Origin of the sequence: Streptomyces sp. NPDC059398, assembly GCF_042751845.1 — a bacterium.
Lineage (GTDB): Bacteria > Actinomycetota > Actinomycetes > Streptomycetales > Streptomycetaceae > Streptomyces.
Window position 1 is genome coordinate 1 of sequence record NZ_JBHYWP010000144.1, and the last position, 16593, is coordinate 16593.

A 16593-nucleotide genomic window follows, 5' to 3' on the forward strand; every position below is an offset into this window, starting at 1 on the left:
GAGCAGGCCGGTCCTGGTGCTGTGCCCGCTTCCCTGTGCGGGACGCTGCGCCGCGACGACGGTGGTGCGGCACGCCTGCTCACCTCGCTGGCCGAAGCCTTCGCCAACGGTACGGAGATCGACTGGGAGTCGGTGCTCCCGGCCGGGCGACGTGTCGGCCTGCCCACGTACGCCTTCCAGCACGAGCGGTTCTGGCCGAAGGGCATGCTGGGCGAACTGGGGCCCCGGTCGGGCGGTGGTGACGCGCTGTCGCTGGGTCTGGGTGCCGTGGGCCACCCGCTGCTCGGAGCGGCCGTCGAACTCGCCGGTGGCACCGGGGTGGTGTGCATGGGCAGGCTGTCCCTGCACACCCACGCCTGGCTGGCGGACCACGCCGTCGGTGGTGTCGTACTGCTGCCGGGCACCGGCTTCGTCGAGCTGGCCGTACGCGCCGGCGACCAGGTCGGCTGCGGGTTCCTGGAGGAACTGACGCTGCACGCCCCGATGGTGCTGCCCGCCGACGGCGGCGGGATCCAGCTCCAGGTCGTGGTGGCCGCGCCGGAGAGTGCCGGGCACCACGGGGTGGAGGTGTTCTCCCGCCCGGAGGAGGCGGCTGCTCAGCAGGCGTGGACGCTGCACGCCAGCGGTGTGCTCGCCGCCGCCGCGGCAACCGGGACGGCCGACACGGACTTCGCCACGTGGCCGCCACAGGACGCGACGCCGGTGGACGTCACGGACGTCTACCCGGTGCGTTTGGCGGAGGTCTACGGTCCCGCCTTCCACGGGCTGCGGGCGGCCTGGCGGCGCGGCGCGGACGTGTTCGCCGAGGTGGCGCTGCCCGACGAGGCGGCGCAGGAAGCGGGTGCGTTCGGCCTGCACCCGGCGCTGCTGGACGCGGCGCTGCACGCCTCGGTCCTGGCGGACTCGTCCGCCGCGGACGAGTCCGGGCAGGTCACGATGCCGTTCGCGTGGACCGGCGTGGAGCTGCACGCCGCCGGCGCTTCGGCGCTGCGGGTACGGCTGCGGCAGGACGCGCAGGGCACGCTCTCGCTGGCGGCCGCCGACACCACCGGAGCCCCGGTGGTATCGGTCGAATCGCTCGTGCGACGTCCGGTACCCGTGGACCAGCTCCGCTCCGTACAGAACGAGCTGAGCGACTCGCTGTTCGTACCGCAGTGGACCGAGGTGCCCGGAGGCGACGTACCGTCCGGCGACTGGGTGCTGCTCGGGGCCGACGGTTACGGACTGGCCGAGGGCCTCGGCACCGCCGGTGTGCGGCTGCGTCCCTTCGCCGACCTCGGCGAGCTGGCCGCAGCCGTCGAGGCGGGCACGGCCGACCCGCGGACCGTTCTGGTCTGCGCCGACGCGCTGTCCGGTGCGGGAGCCGAGGACTCCGGCAACGAGGACGACATGTCCGGCGCCGGCCTTCCCGTGACCGTTCCCTCCGGGGAGGAGTTCCCCGGCGCGGTACGTCGGGCGGGCGGCGCGGCTCTCCGGTTCGTACAGAACTGGCTGGCCGAACCACGGCTGGAAGAGACCCAGTTGGTACTTGTCACGCGGGGCGCGGTGGACGTGGTCCCCGGCGAGCCGGTGACGGACCTGGCCGGAGCGGCCGTGCGCGGCCTGCTGCGCTCGGCGCAGGCGGAGAACCCGGGCCGGCTGCTGCTGGCCGACCTTCCCGCCACCGACGACACCTTCGCCCTTGACAATACGGAAGTGGCCCTGCTGCCTGCGGCGTTGGGCAACGGTGAGCCCGAGGTGGCGATCCGCGGACAGGCCCGCTACGGCAGGCGCCTGACCCGTCCCGCAGGTGAACTGAGGCCGGTCGAGTGGCCGTCGGGGCCGCAGGCCGATCCCGGCGCCCGCGCGCTCCTGGTGACCGGCGGCACCGGAACCCTGGGCGGGCTGGTGGCCCGGCACCTGGTGGCCACCGGAAGGGCCGGTGGCGTGGTGCTGACCAGCCGTTCCGGCCCGGCTGCCGCCGGGGCGGCCGCGCTGGCCGCCGAACTGGCGGAGCTGGGCGTGTGGGTCCGGGTGACCGCCTGCGACGCGGCCGAACGCGAGGCGCTGGCCACCGTGCTGGAGCGGATACCGGACGAGAACCCGCTGGGCTCCGTGGTGCACGCGGCAGGCGTCGTCGACGACGGCCTGGTCACCTCGCTGACGCCGGAACGGCTGTCCGCGGTGCTGCGGCCGAAGGTCGACGCGGCCTGGCACCTGCATGAGCTGACGGCACATCTGGACCTGGACCGGTTCGTGATGTTCTCGTCCGCGGCGGCCACGTTCGGCGCGCCCGGCCAGGGCAGTTACGTGGCAGCCAACTCCTTCCTCGACGCCGTGGCCGCACACCGCGCGGCTGCCGGCCTCGCGGGTACGTCACTGCAGCTGGGGCCGTGGGCGCACGAGGCCGGCATCGGCCGCAACCTGGACGCCACCTCGCTCTCCCGGATCGACCGGTCCTTCGTGCCGCTCTCGGCCGAAGAGGGACTTGTCGTCCTGGACGCCGCGCTGACCAGGGACGAAGCGGTGCTGACCCCCGCCAGGCTGGACGCGGCCGCGCTGCGCGCGCAGACCGTGTCCGGTGCGGAGGTACCGCCGCTGTGGCGGGCGCTGGCAGGTGTGTCCGTCCGCCGTACCGCCGCGTCGGCCACCGCCGCGGGCACCGGCGCCGAGGCGGGCGAGGCGCTGCGCCAGAAGCTGGCATCGGTCTCCGGCGCCGAGCGCGACCGGCTCGTGCTGGAACTGGTGCTCTCCCACTCCGCCGCCGTCCTGGGGCACGCGTCGGCTGCCGCCATCGACGCCGACCGGGCCTTCACCGACGTCGGCTTCGACTCGCTGATCGCGGTAGAACTGCGTAACCGGCTGAAGGCGGAGACCGGACTGCGGCTGCCGGCGACGCTGGTGTTCGACCATCCCACCCCGGCCGCGCTCGCCGCGATGCTGCGCGCGGAACTGGCCGGAGACCTGCCCGTCGTCGCGGCCCCCGCCGCGGCGACGACAACGGTGCCGGTGGCGGACGAGCCGATCGCCATCGTCGGTATGGCCTGCCGCTTCCCGGGCGGCGCCGCCGGCCCGGACGAGCTGTGGCAGCTGCTGGACTCGGGGGTGGACGCGATCGGCCCCTTCCCCCGGGACCGCGGCTGGGACCTGGAGATGCTCCAGGGCCCCGAGGCGGAGCGCACCGGGAAGACGTATGAGCAGGTCGGCGGGTTCGTGCAGGACGCGGCCTCCTTCGACGCCGGGTTCTTCGGGATCAGCCCGCGTGAGGCGCTGGCGATGGACCCGCAGCAGCGGCTGCTCCTCGAAACCTCCTGGGAGGCGTTCGAGCGGTCCGGGATCGACCCGGCCACGCTGCGCGGCAGCCAGACCGGCGCCTTCGTCGGCGGCTACGCATCGCGGTACGCGACCGACGTACCGCTGGAGGGCACCGGGGTCGCCGAGGGGCACCTGGCGACCGGCAACGCGACCAGCGTGCTGTCCGGCCGGCTCTCCTACACCTTCGGACTCGAAGGCCCCGCGGTGACGGTGGACACCGCGTGCTCCTCCTCCCTCGTCGCGCTGCACATGGCCTCCCAGGCGCTCCGCGCGGGGGAGTGCTCGCTCGCCCTCGCGGGCGGCGTGACGGTCAGCGCCACACCGGATGTGTTCGTCGCCTTCGCCACGGCGGGCGGAGTGTCGCTGGACGGCCGCTGCCGTTCCTTCGCCGCATCGGCCGACGGCTCCGGCTTCGCCGAGGGCGCGGGCATGCTGGTCGTGGAGCGGCTTTCCGACGCGCGGCGCAACGGGCACAAGGTCCTGGCCGTGGTGCGTGGTTCGGCGATCAACCAAGACGGTGCGTCCAACGGCCTGACCGCCCCCAACGGTCCATCCCAGCAGCGGGTGATCCGCGCGGCACTCGCCAACGCCGGTGTATCGGCGTCCGACGTGGACGTGGTGGAGGCACACGGATCGGCGACCAAACTGGGCGACCCGATCGAGGCGCAGGCGCTGCTGGCCACCTACGGCCAGGACCGTCCCGGTGACCGGCCGCTGTGGCTCGGCTCGGTGAAGTCCAACATCGGCCACGCCCAGGCCGCCGCGGGCGTCGCCGGCGTCATCAAGACGGTGCTCTCCCTCCAGCACGAGCGGATGCCGCGCACGCTGCACATCGACGAGCCGACCCCCCATGTCGACTGGTCCGACGGCGCGGTGGAGCTGGTGGCCGAGCCGGTGCCGTGGCCCAGCGGTGAGCGGGTCCGCCGCGCGGGCGTCTCCGCGTTCGGGATGAGCGGCACCAATGTGCACATCATCCTGGAGGAGGCCCCGGCCGCCGTCCCCGACGAGGCCGACGCTCCCGTCGCACCCGCACCGGTGGACGCCGGGCCCGCGCTCCTGGCCGACGGTGAGGCAAGTGCCTGGCTGGTGTCCGGCCGTTCGGCCGACGGGCTCGTCGCTCAGGCGGACCGGCTGCACGCATGGGCCGCCGCACGGCCGGAGGTGAAGCCCGCGGACGTGGCCTGGTCACTCGCCGCGACCCGCTCGGTCTTCGAGCACCGTGCCGTGGTGGTCGGCGGTGACCGGGAAGAGCTGGTCGACGGGGTGCGGTGCCTGGCCGCAGGCACGAGGTCGGCATCGGTGGTGACCGGCCTCGCCCGTCCGGCGGGCCGGACGGCGTTCGTCTTCGCGGGACAGGGCACCCAGTGGGTCGGCATGGGGCGGGAACTGCTGTACTCCTCGCCGCTGTTCGCCGCCCGTATCGCGGAGTGCGAGGCGGCACTCGCCCCGTACGTGGACTGGTCGCTGGGCGGTGTCCTGGCGGGTGCGGAGGATGCTCCCGAGCTGGAGGCGGCCGAAGTCGCCCAGCCCGCGCTGTGGGCCGTGATGGTCTCGCTGGCCGCGATCTGGGAGGCCGCGGGTATCACTCCCGATGCGGTGGTGGGTCACTCGCAGGGTGAGATCGCCGCGGCGACGGTGGCCGGGATGCTGTCGTTGGAGGATGCGGCCTGTGTGGTGGCGGTCCGGTCCCGGGCGCTGTCGGGGCTCTCGGTGGCCGGCTCGATGGTGTCGGTGGTGATGCCGGAGGGTCCGGTGCGGGAGCTGGTGGACGGCTGGGACGGCCGCCTCTCGGTGGCCGCGGTGAACGGCCCCGCCGCCGTCGTGGTCTCCGGTGAGCCGGAGGCACTGGCCGAGTTCGAACGGGAGCTGGCCGCCCGCAGGGTGATGCGCTGGCGCATCCCGGCGACCGACTTCGTGGCGCACTCCCCGGCGGTGGAACCGCTGGCCGGGCAGCTGGAGAGCGCGCTCTCCGGGATCGCCCCGCGCACCGGCCGGGTGCCGATGGTCTCCACGGTGACCGGAGCGTGGCTCACCGGCGAAGAGGTGGACGCGGCCTACTGGTTCGCCAACCTGCGCCGCACGGTGAGGTTCGAGGAGGCCGTACGGAGCCTGCTGGACGCCGGTTACGGGGCGTTCGTCGAGGTCTCGCCGCATCCGGTGCTGACCGCGGCGGTCACGGAGACCGCGGAGGACGCGGACATCGCGGACGTACTGACGGTGGGGACACTGGAGCGGGAGAACGCCGGAACGGCGCGGCTCCTCACGGCACTCGGGCACGCCCACACCGGCGGACTGCCGGTCGACTGGGGACGTGTCCTTCCGGCCGGTGCCTCCGTCGAGCTGCCCACCTACGCGTTCCAGCACCGCCGCTACTGGCTGGAGGCGGCGAACACCGGGGCCGTTCCGGCCGCAGGCGGCGACGGTGCGTCCTCGGAGTCCGAGGCCCTGTTCTGGGCGGCCGTCGAGGGCGGCGACCTGGCCGGGATCGCCCGGACGCTGTCCCTCACGGACGAGCGTCAGCTCAACGACGTACTGCCGGCCCTGACGTCCTGGCGGCTCCGGGAACGGGAGCGGTCGGAGACAGCGGCCTGGCGCTACCGGGTGACCTGGGCGCCGGTCACCGAGACCGCTCCGGCGCGCCTTTCCGGCCGGTGGCTGCTCGTCGTCCCCGCCGCCGCGGCCGACGACGAGCCGGTGGCGTGGTGCGCGGCGGCCCTGTCCGCCCGCGGCGCCGAGACCGTACTCGTCGAGGTCCCGGAGGGGGCCGTGCGGCGTGACGTGCTCGCCGAACTCGTCGGCCGGGCCGTGCGGGGCGCCGGGCCGGTGTCCGGAGTGCTGTCGCTGCTCGGCCTGGACGAGACGCCGCTGCCAGGACGTCCGGCGGTGACCGCCGGCCTGGCCGGCACGCTGGGCCTGGTGCAGGCGCTGGGTGACGCCGGGATCGAGGCACCCCTCTGGCCGGCCACCCGCGGCGCCGTCGCGACCGGCCCCGGCGAGGTGCTGACCGGCCCGCTGCAGGCACAGATCTGGGGCTTCGGCCGGATTGTCGCCCTGGAGCACCCGGACCGCTGGGGCGGACTGGTCGACCTGCCCACCACGCTGGACGAGCGCACCGGTGCGCAGCTGGCCGCCGTGCTGGCGGGCTCCGACGAGAACCAGGTGGCGATCCGGCAGGCCGGGACGGTGGGCCGCAGGCTGGCCCACGCCCCGCGGCCCCCGGCGGGCGGGACCTGGCAGCCGTCGAACGGAACCGCACTGGTCACCGGAGGCACCGGCGCACTCGGCGGCCACGTGGCACGCTGGCTGGCCGGACGCGGCGCGGGCCGCCTCGTGCTCACCAGCCGGTCAGGACCCGGCGCCGCGGGCATCGCGGCACAGGCAGCCGAACTGGCCGCCTTGGGCGTCCCCGTGGATGTCCTGGCCTGCGACGCGGCCGACCGTACCGAACTGGCCGGCCTGCTCGGCCGGATCGCGGCCGACGGCCCCGCACTCTCCACCGTGGTGCACACCGCCGCGGTACTGGACGACGGCGTGATCGACGCTCTCTCCCCCGACCGACTTGAGACGGCGCTCGCCGCCAAGGCCGCGGGCGCCGCCCACCTGGACGCGCTCACCGCCGATCTGGACCTGGACGCCTTCGTGCTGTTCTCCTCCGTGGTGGCCACCACGGGCGCCCCGGGCCAGGCCAACTACGGTGCGGCCAACGCCTATCTGGACGCCGTGGCCCAGAACCGGCGCAGTCGCGGCCTGCCCGCACTCGCCGTGGCCTGGGGTCCGTGGGCGGCCGGTGTGGCGCAGAGCTCCGATGCGGCGCGGCAGCGGCTGGCCCGCAACCAGTGGGAAGAGGTGATGGACCCGGACCTCGCGGTGCGGGCACTGGGCGAGGCGCTGGACGGCGGCGACACCGCACTGACGGTGATGAACATCGACTGGACGGCCATCCTCGCGGAGCCGCAGTCGTCGGCGGATCTGGTGCAGGCGGCCCTGATGCGCGACCTGCCGGAGGTACGCCGGCTCGCCGCGCTGCTGGCCGATGTCCCGGCGGCACCCGCCGAACGGGAGCTGGCGGACCGGCTGGCCGGCCTGACCCGGGCCGAGCAGCGACGGGCACTGACCGAGCTGGTGCAGGACAAGGCCGCCCGGGTGCTCGGCCACACCTCGCCCGATGAGGTCCAGGCAGGCAGCGCCTTCAGCGAACTCGGCTTCGACTCGCTGACCTCCGTGGAGCTGCGCAACGACCTCAGCGCCGCGACGCAGCTGCGGCTGCCCGCGACCCTGCTGTTCGACTACCCCACGCCGACGGCCCTGACCGGCTACCTGGTGGGAGAACTCCTGGGCACTGTGCCCGAGGACACCGGGGCGCCGGCCGCGGTACCCGCGACCATCGCGGCCGACGAGCCGATCGCGATCGTCGGCATGGCCTGCCACTACCCCGGCGGTGTGGCCGGCCCCGACGACCTGTGGAACCTGCTCTCCACGGGCGGCGACGCCATATCCGGCTTCCCGGACGACCGAGGCTGGGACCTGGTTGCGCCCGAGGGCTCCCCGGACGGCGCGGTCGGCGGTTTCGTCCAGGACGTCAGCGGCTTCGACGCCGGGTTCTTCGGGATCAGCCCGCGTGAGGCCCTTGCCATGGACCCGCAGCAGCGGCTGCTCCTGGAGACCTCCTGGGAGGCCCTGGAGCGGTCGGGCATCGACCCCGCGTCGCTCCGCGGTACCGCCACCGGCATGTTCGTCGGCGGCTACGCGTCCGGCTACGGCCGCGACGGTGACTTCGAGGGCGCGGCCCACCTCATCACCGGCAACGCGACCAGCGTGCTGTCCGGCCGCGTGTCGTACGCCTTCGGCCTCGAAGGTCCCGCCGTCACGGTCGATACGGCCTGCTCGTCCTCCTTGGTCGCACTGCACATGGCGGCGCAGGCGCTGCGCTCCGGAGAGTGCACGATGGCGCTCGCAGGCGGTATCACGATCATGGTGACCCCGGACGGCTTCATCGGCTTCAGCGAGCAGAGCGGCCTCGCGATGGACGGCCGCTGCAAGGCGTTCTCCGATGAGGCGGACGGCATGGGCTTCTCCGAGGGCGCCGGCATGCTCGTCGTCGAGCGGCTCTCGGACGCCCGGCGCAACGGGCACCAGGTCCTGGCACTGCTGCGCGGCAGCGCCACCAACCAGGACGGTGCGTCCAACGGTCTGACCGCGCCCAACGGCCCCTCGCAGCAGCGGGTGATCCGGGCCGCGCTGGCCAATGCCCGGCTGACGCCCGCCGATGTGGACGTGGTGGAGGCGCACGGCACCGGCACCAGGCTGGGTGACCCGATCGAGGCGCAGGCGCTGCTGGCCACCTACGGCCAGGACCGCCCCGACGACCGGCCGCTGTGGCTGGGCTCGGTGAAGTCCAACATCGGCCACACCCAGGCCGCAGCGGGTGTCGCGGGGATCATCAAGATGGTGCTGGCCCTGCAGCACGAGCAGCTGCCGCGCACCCTGCACGTGGACGAGCCGTCCAGCCACGTGGACTGGTCCACGGGCGCGGTGGAGCTGGTGGCCGAACCCGTGCCGTGGACCAGCGGAGCCAGGGTGCGCAGGGCCGGTGTTTCCTCGTTCGGTCTGAGCGGCACCAACGCGCACGTCATCCTGGAGGAGGCTCCGGCACTCACCGGTACCGCCGCCCCCGATGACGACGGGCAGACCGGCATCACCACCGAAGGCACGGTCGTCGTACCCGGCGCCGCCCACGTCTGGCCGGTATCGGGCCGGTCGGCCGCGGGCCTGGCGGCGCAGGCGGAGCGGCTCCAGGAATGGCTGGCCGCACGTCCGGAGCTGGAACCGGCGGATACAGCCTGGTCGTTGGCGACGGCCCGGTCCGCGTTCGAGCACCGCGCCGTGGTGGTGGGCGGTGACCGCACCGCGCTGGTGTCGGGCCTGCGGAGCCTGGCGGCCGGTGTACCGGACGGCGCGGTGCTCTCGGCAGTGGCCCGCCAGGACACCCGCCCGGTGTTCGCGTTCGCGGGTCAGGGTTCCCAGTGGGTCGGTATGGGACGTGAGCTGGCGGAGGTTTCGCCGGTGTTCGCGGCGCGGCTCGCCGAGTGTGCGGCGGCGCTGTCCTCGTACACGGACTGGTCGCTGGCCGATGTCCTTGCGGGTGCGGATGGTGCGCCTGCGTTGGAGGCTGCTGATGTGGTGCAGCCTGCGCTCTGGGCGGTGATGGTGTCGTTGGCTGCGGTGTGGGAGGCGGCCGGTGTCGCTCCCGAGGCTGTGGTGGGTCATTCGCAGGGGGAGATTGCTGCGGCGACGGTTGCGGGGATGTTGTCCCTTGAGGACGGTGCGCGGGTGGTGGCGCTGCGTTCGAAGTCGCTGAAGGTGCTTGCTGGTGCGGGCGGGATGCTCTCGGTCAGCCGTCCGGCTTCTGAGGTCGAGGAGCGTCTTACCCGTTTCGGTGAGCGTGCGTCGCTGGCGGCGGTCAACGGGCCTTCGGCGACGGTGGTTTCGGGTGAGCCGGACGCGCTTGAGGAGTTGAAGGCGGAGTTCGAGGCTGAGGGTGCCAGGGCGCGGATGGTGGCGGTGGACTACGCCTCGCACTCCGCTCAGGTGGACCGGCTGGAGAAGGAGATCATCTCCGTTCTGGCCGAGGTGGCTCCGCGCCGGGGCAGGGTGCCGATGGTCTCCGCGATGACCGGCGAGACCCTGACCGGTGAGGAACTGGACGCCGGATACTGGTTCCGCAGCCTCCGTGCCACGGTCCACTTCGACCGTGCGGTGCGGACCCTGGCGGGCCGTGGCCACCAGCTCTTCATCGAGGTCACCCCGCACCCGGTCCTGCTGGGCGCGATGAACGACACCCTTGAGGAAGCGGCGCAGGAGACCGGTGCGAGTGCCGTATCCGCCGCCGTCTGCGGGACGCTGCGGCGCGACGAGGACGGTGCAGGGCGGCTGCTGACCTCGCTGGCCGAGGCGTACGTCCATGGGGCGCCGGTCGACTGGCGCGCGGTACTGCCCGCTGGTGAGCGGGTCGAGTTGCCGACGTACGCCTTCCAGCACGAGCGCTACTGGCCGAAGCAGGCCGGTACCGCCTTCGGCGGAGACCCCGCTGCGCTGGGCCTGGGCGCCGTGGGCCATCCGCTGCTGGGTGCCGCGCTCGAACTGGCCGGTGGAGCAGGGCTGGTGTGCACCGGGCGCCTGTCGGTGCGGACACATCCCTGGCTGGCGGACCACGCCGTCGGCGGTGCGGTGCTGCTGCCGGGGACCGGCTTCGTGGAACTGGCCGTACGCGCCGGTGACCAGGCCGGCTGCGGACTGTTGGAAGAACTGACGCTCCAGGCACCGCTGGTGCTGCCCACCGACGGCGGGGTGCAGGTGCAGGTCGTCCTCGCCGAGGCGGACGCCGAAGGCCGCCGGACGGTCGATGTCTTCTCCCGCCCGGACTCGGCCGACGGGCCGCAGGTGTGGACGCAGCACGCCGGCGGTGTGCTCGCCCCTGCCGAGGGGGCCGCGGTGGCCGAGGCGGACTTCGCGGTGTGGCCGCCGAGGGACGCCACAGAGGTGGACGTCTCGGGCCTGTACGAGGCCGCGAGCGAAGGCTCGTACGGGTACGGCCCGGCCTTCCGTGGCCTGCGGGCGGCGTGGCGCCGTGGCGAGGATGTCTTCGCCGAGGTGGCCCTGCCCGATGAGGTGGCGGAGGACGCCGCGGCCTTCGGCCTGCACCCGGCCCTCCTGGACGGGGCGCTGCACGCCAGCGTCCTGGTGAGCGGCGGCGACCGGAACGAACCGGGCGAGGTGCGGCTTCCGTTCGCATGGACGGGGGTCGAGCTGCACGCGAGCGGTGCGTCGGTGCTCCGCGCCCGGCTGCGCCGCGACGCGCAGGGCGCGCTGGCCGTGACGGCCGCGGACGCGGCGGGGCAGCCGGTGCTCTCGGTGGCGTCGCTGATCACCCGCCCGGTGGCGACCGGCCAACTCCGCTCCGCAGACGCGGGAATGGCGGACTCGCTGTTCGGCGTCGAGTGGGCCCCCACCACCGGCGGGGAGGCCATCGCCGGGGAATGGGCGCTGGTCGGTACGGACCGCTTCGGCGTCGCCGAGCCCCTGGAAGGGGCCGGCACACTGGTTCGTTGCTTCCCGGGGCTGACGGAACTGGCCGCTGCCACGGAGATCGGCGAGATCGCCCCCGCCGTGGTCCTGGTCTGTGCCGGTGACGACGGCCGGGACGACGACCCGGCTCGGGCCGCTGCCCGGGCCACCGGGGAGACCCTCGGTCTGGTGCAGGAATGGCTGGCCGAACAGCGCCTCGACAAGGCCCGCCTGGTGGTGCTCACCCGTGGTGGTGTGGCGGTGTCGGCCGGTGAGGGGGTGGCCGATCTGCCGGCCGCCGCTCTCGCCGGGCTGGTGCGCTCGGCGCAGTCGGAGAACCCGGACCGGCTGGTCCTCGTCGACCTGCCGGTGCGCGAGGACGGTGAGTACGCCACGCTGCTGCCGGGTGCGCTGGGTGGCGACGAGAGCGAACTCGCTGTCCGGGGCGGTGTGTTGTACGGGCGGCGGTTGACGCGGTCTTCGGGTGCGTTGGTGGTTCCTGAGGGTGTGTGGCGGCTGGAGCCGGATGCGGGTGGTTCGCTGGAGGGGCTGGCGTTGGTGCCGGTTCCTGGGGTGGATGGCCCGTTGTCGGCGGGTCAGGTGCGGGTGGCGGTCGGTGCCGCGGGGCTGAACTTCCGTGATGTGCTGATCGCGCTGGGTATGTACCCCGGCGGCGGAGTGCTCGGCGGCGAGATCGCCGGGACGGTGCTCGAAGCCGGACCTGAGACGGGTCGACTGAAGCCGGGCGACCGGGTGATGGGCCTGGCCGAGGGCGGGTTCGGCCCGTCGGCGGTCACGGATGCCCGCCAGCTGGTACGGATCCCGGACGGCTGGTCGTTCGCGGAGGCCGCCTCCGTCCCCAGCGCCTTCATGACGGCCTGGTATGCGTTGGTGGAGTTGGCGGGTGCGAAGTCGGGTCAGCGGGTGTTGGTGCATGCCGGTGCTGGTGGTGTGGGTATGGCGGCGGTGCGGATTGCCCGGTATCTGGGGTTGGAGGTCTTTGCGACGGCGAGTCCGGGCAAGTGGTCGGTGCTGGCGGGGATGGGCCTGGATGAGGCGCATGTGTCGTCGTCGCGTGGGGTGGGTTTCGAGGCGGAGTTCCTGGCTGCCACGGGTGGTGCCGGTATGGACGTGGTGGTGAATTCGCTGGCGGGTGAGTTCACTGATGCGTCGTTGCGGTTGTTGCCGCGTGGTGGGGCGTTCGTGGAGATGGGCCGTACGGATGTCCGTGACGCGGAAGTCGTCGCGGGGCAACACCCGGGCGTCCACTACCGGCCGTTCGAACTCTCGGAGGCGGGTCCCGCAGCGCTGGGCACGATGCTCGGGAAGGTCGTGGAACTGCTCGCCGCCGGGGAGCTGGAGCGTCTTCCGCTGCGGGCCTGGGGCGTCCGGCAGGCGCGGGACGCGTTCCGCTTCATGCAGCACGCCCGGCACACCGGCAAGATCGTCCTGACCTTCCCCGCCCACCTCGCCGAGGCCCGTCCGGCCACCGCGCACAGCACCCGTACCGCCCTGATCACCGGTGGTACCGGAACCTTGGGTGGTCTGGTGGCGCGGCATCTGGCGGCGACGGGGCGGGCGGACGGGCTGGTTCTGACCAGTCGTTCGGGTCCTGGTGCGGTCGGGGCGGCGGCACTGGCCGCCGAGCTGGCGGAGTCGGGTGCGTCGGTGGATGTGGTGGCGTGTGATGCGGCGGAGCGTGAGGACCTGGCCGCTGTGGTGGCCGGGGTGCCCCAGGAGCGCCCGTTGCGGACCGTGGTGCACACGGCGGGTGTGCTGGACGACGGCACGGTGGCCTCGTTGACCCCTGAGCGGATCGCGGGGGTGCTGCGGCCGAAGGCGGACGGTGCCTGGAACCTGCATGAACTCACCCGTGGGCTGGACCTCGACCACTTCGTACTCTTCTCCTCCGCCGCGGCCACCTTCTCCAGCCCGGGCCAGGGCAACTACGTGGCGGCCAACGCCTTCCTGGACGCACTGGCCGCCGAACGCAGGGCGGCCGGGCTGCCCGGCACCTCGCTGGCCTGGGGCATGTGGGCCGAGGCCAGCGCCCTGACCGGAAGGCTCAGCGAGTCGGAGCGCGCCCGCATCAACCGCGGCGGCTTCGCGGCACTGAACGCGGACGAAGGACTCGCGCTGCTGGACCTGGCCCTGGCCAGGGACGAGGCGCTGCTGATGCCGGCCAAGCTCGACCTGGCCGGACTGCGGGCACAGAGCGCGGGCAGCGCGGAGGTTCCGCCGCTGTTCCGGGCACTGGTCTCGGCCGGGTCCGGGCGGCGCAGCGCCGCCGGGGCCGGCGGCGCGGGCGCCGACTCGCTGCACCAGCAGCTGGCCGGACTGCCGGAAGCGGAGCGGACACGGCTGCTGACCGACCTGGTCCGCACCCATGTGGCGGCCGTCCTGGGACACGGCTCCGGGGAGGCGATCGAGCCGGGCCGGGCCTTCACCGACATCGGCTTCGACTCGCTGACCGCCGTCGAACTGCGCAACCGGCTCAGCACGGCAACCGGGAAGCGGCTGCCGGCCACCCTGGTCTTCGACTACCCCAACACCCTGGAACTGGCTGCCTTCCTGCTCGACGAGCTGCTTCCCGGGCTTGTTGAACAGGGCGCGCAGGACCCTGCGGAGGAGAAACTGCGGGAGGCACTCGCGAGCGTTCCGCTCTCCAGGTTCCGTGAGGCCGGGCTGATGGATGCGCTGATGCGGCTCGCCGGTGTCCGCGACGACGCCCTGCTGAGTGGTGAGGAAGACCAGGGCGGAGACATCGACGCCCTGGACGCCGACAGCCTGATCCGCCTGGCCCTGGAGGGCGAGACGGAGTGACGGTGCGCACGACGCGGGGGAAGAGGTCGCGGACGGTGCCGCGAATGACATGTGAAGTGCTCGATGTGTGGAGGCAGCGATGACCGGACAGGCCGACAAGCTCCTGGAAGCGCTGCGTGCCTCGGTCAAGGAGACCGAGCGGCTGCGGCAGCAGAACCGCCGGCTCGTCGATGCGGCATCGGAACCGCTGGCGATCGTCGGCATGAGCTGCCGGTACCCGGGCGGTGTGACCACCCCTGAGCAGCTGTGGGAGCTGGTCGCGACAGGCGGGGACGCCATCTCCGGCTTCCCCGCCGACCGCGGCTGGGACACCGGGGGCGTCCAGGACCCCGACCCGGACCACCAGGGCACTTCCTCCGTGGCCAAGGGCGGCTTCCTCCAGGACGCGGCCGGCTTCGATGCGGGGTTCTTCGGGATCAGCCCGCGTGAGGCGCTGGCGATGGACCCGCAGCAGCGGCTGCTCCTGGAGACGTCGTGGGAGGCGCTGGAGCGGGCCGGTGTGGCACCCTCCTCGCTCCGCGGCACGCAGACGGGGGTGTTCGTCGGGGCCGCCACATCGGACTACCACGCCAACCCGGCCCTGCACACCGACGACCTCTACTGGCACCTGATGACCGGTGGCGCGGTCAGCGTGATGTCCGGGCGCATCTCCTATCTGCTCGGGCTGCAGGGCCCGGCGGTGTCGGTGGACACGGCCTGCTCGTCCTCACTGGTCGCGCTCCACCTGGCCTGCCAGGCGCTGCGCTCCGGGGAGTGCTCGATGGCGCTGGCCGGGGGCGCCACAGTGATGGCATCGACCGTCGGGCTCGTCGGGTTCTCCCGGCAGAGCGGCCTGGCCCAGGACGGCCGCTGCAAGGCGTTCTCCGCCGACGCGGACGGCATGGGCATGGGCGAGGGCGCCGGCATGGTCGTCGTCGAGCGCCTCTCGGACGCCCGCCGGAACGGCCACGAGGTGCTGGCGGTGGTGCGGGGCTCAGCCATCAACCAGGACGGTGCGTCCAACGGCCTGACCGCGCCCAACGGCCCGTCCCAGCAGCGGGTGATCCGTGCCGCACTGGCCGGCGCCCACCTGACGGCGGCCGATGTCGATGTGGTGGAGGCGCACGGCACCGGTACGACGCTGGGTGACCCGATCGAGGCGCAGGCGCTGCTGGCCACCTACGGCCAGGACCGTCCCGAAGGCCGTCCGGTGTGGCTGGGCTCGGTGAAGTCCAACATCGGCCACGCCCAGCAGGCGGCCGGTGTCGCGGGGGTCATCAAAATGGTGATGGCCCTGCGGCAGGGCGAGCTGCCCCGGACCCTGCACGCGGACGAGCCATCGCCGCACGTGGACTGGGCCGCGGGGGACGTCAGGCTGCTGACGGAGCAGATGCCCTGGCCCAGCGGGGAGCGGGTGCGGCGCGCCGGTGTCTCCTCGTTCGGCCTCAGCGGAACCAACGCGCACGTCCTCCTGGAGGAGGCACCTGAGGCCACCGCCGATGAGGCCCCGGCGGAGACCGGGGAAGAGGGCGCCGGGACCACGGCCCCCGCGCCGCTGGTGTCGGGTGCCGGTGCATGGGTCGTGTCCGGCCGTTCGGCTGCGGGCCTGGGCGCGCAGGCGGAACGGCTGCGGGAGTGGGTGGCTGCCCGTCCCGAGTTGGAGCCGGCCGATGTGGCCCGGTCGTTGGCGGTCACTCGCTCGGTGTTCGAGCACCGGGCGGTGGTGGTCGGTACGGACCGCGCCGAGCTGACCGGCGGCCTGGAGAGCCTGGCTACGGGCGTTCCGACCGGCGCTGTGGTGTCCGGGGTGGCCCGCTCCGGTGTCCGTCCGGTGTTCGCGTTCGCGGGTCAGGGTTCGCAGTGGGTGGGGATGGGGCGTGAGCTGGCGGGGGTTTCGCCGGTGTTCGCGGCGCGGCTGGGTGAGTGTGCCGAGGCGCTCTCGCCGTACGTGGACTGGTCGTTGGACGATGTACTGGCGGGGGCGGAGGGTGCGCCTGTCCTGGAGGCGGCTGATGTGGTTCAGCCTGCTCTGTGGGCGGTGATGGTGTCGTTGGCTGTGGTGTGGGAGGCGGCCGGTGTCGCCCCGGAGGCTGTGGTCGGGCATTCGCAGGGCGAGATCGCGGCGGCGACCGTTGCGGGGATGTTGTCCCTTGAGGATGGTGCCCGGGTGGTGGCGCTGCGCTCGAAGTCGCTGAAGGTGCTTGCTGGTGCGGGCGGGATGCTCTCGATCAGCCGCCCGGCCTCCGAGGTCGAGGAGCGTCTGGTCCGCTTCGGTGAGCGTGCGTCGCTGGCTGCGGTGAACGGGCCTTCGGTGACGGTGGTTTCGGGTGAGCCGGGCGCTCTGGAGGAGTTGAAGGCGGAGTTCGAGGCTGAGGGTGCCAGGGCGCGGATGGTGGCGGTGGACTACGCCTCGCACTCCGCTCAGGTGGACCG

At 73.4% G+C, this 16593-nt stretch carries 2 protein-coding genes; both read left to right on the plus strand.

The annotated features are described in order from the left end of the window. Nucleotides 1–21: 21 nt before the first annotated feature. Entirely contained in the window at nucleotides 22–14181 is a 14160-nt protein-coding gene (locus ACFXBC_RS33030) for a type I polyketide synthase (RefSeq protein WP_385033077.1), read from the plus strand. Between the two features lie 79 nt (nucleotides 14182–14260). Next, on the plus strand, nucleotides 14261–16593 hold a 2333-nt coding region (locus ACFXBC_RS33035), incomplete at its 3' end, for a type I polyketide synthase (RefSeq protein ID WP_385033080.1).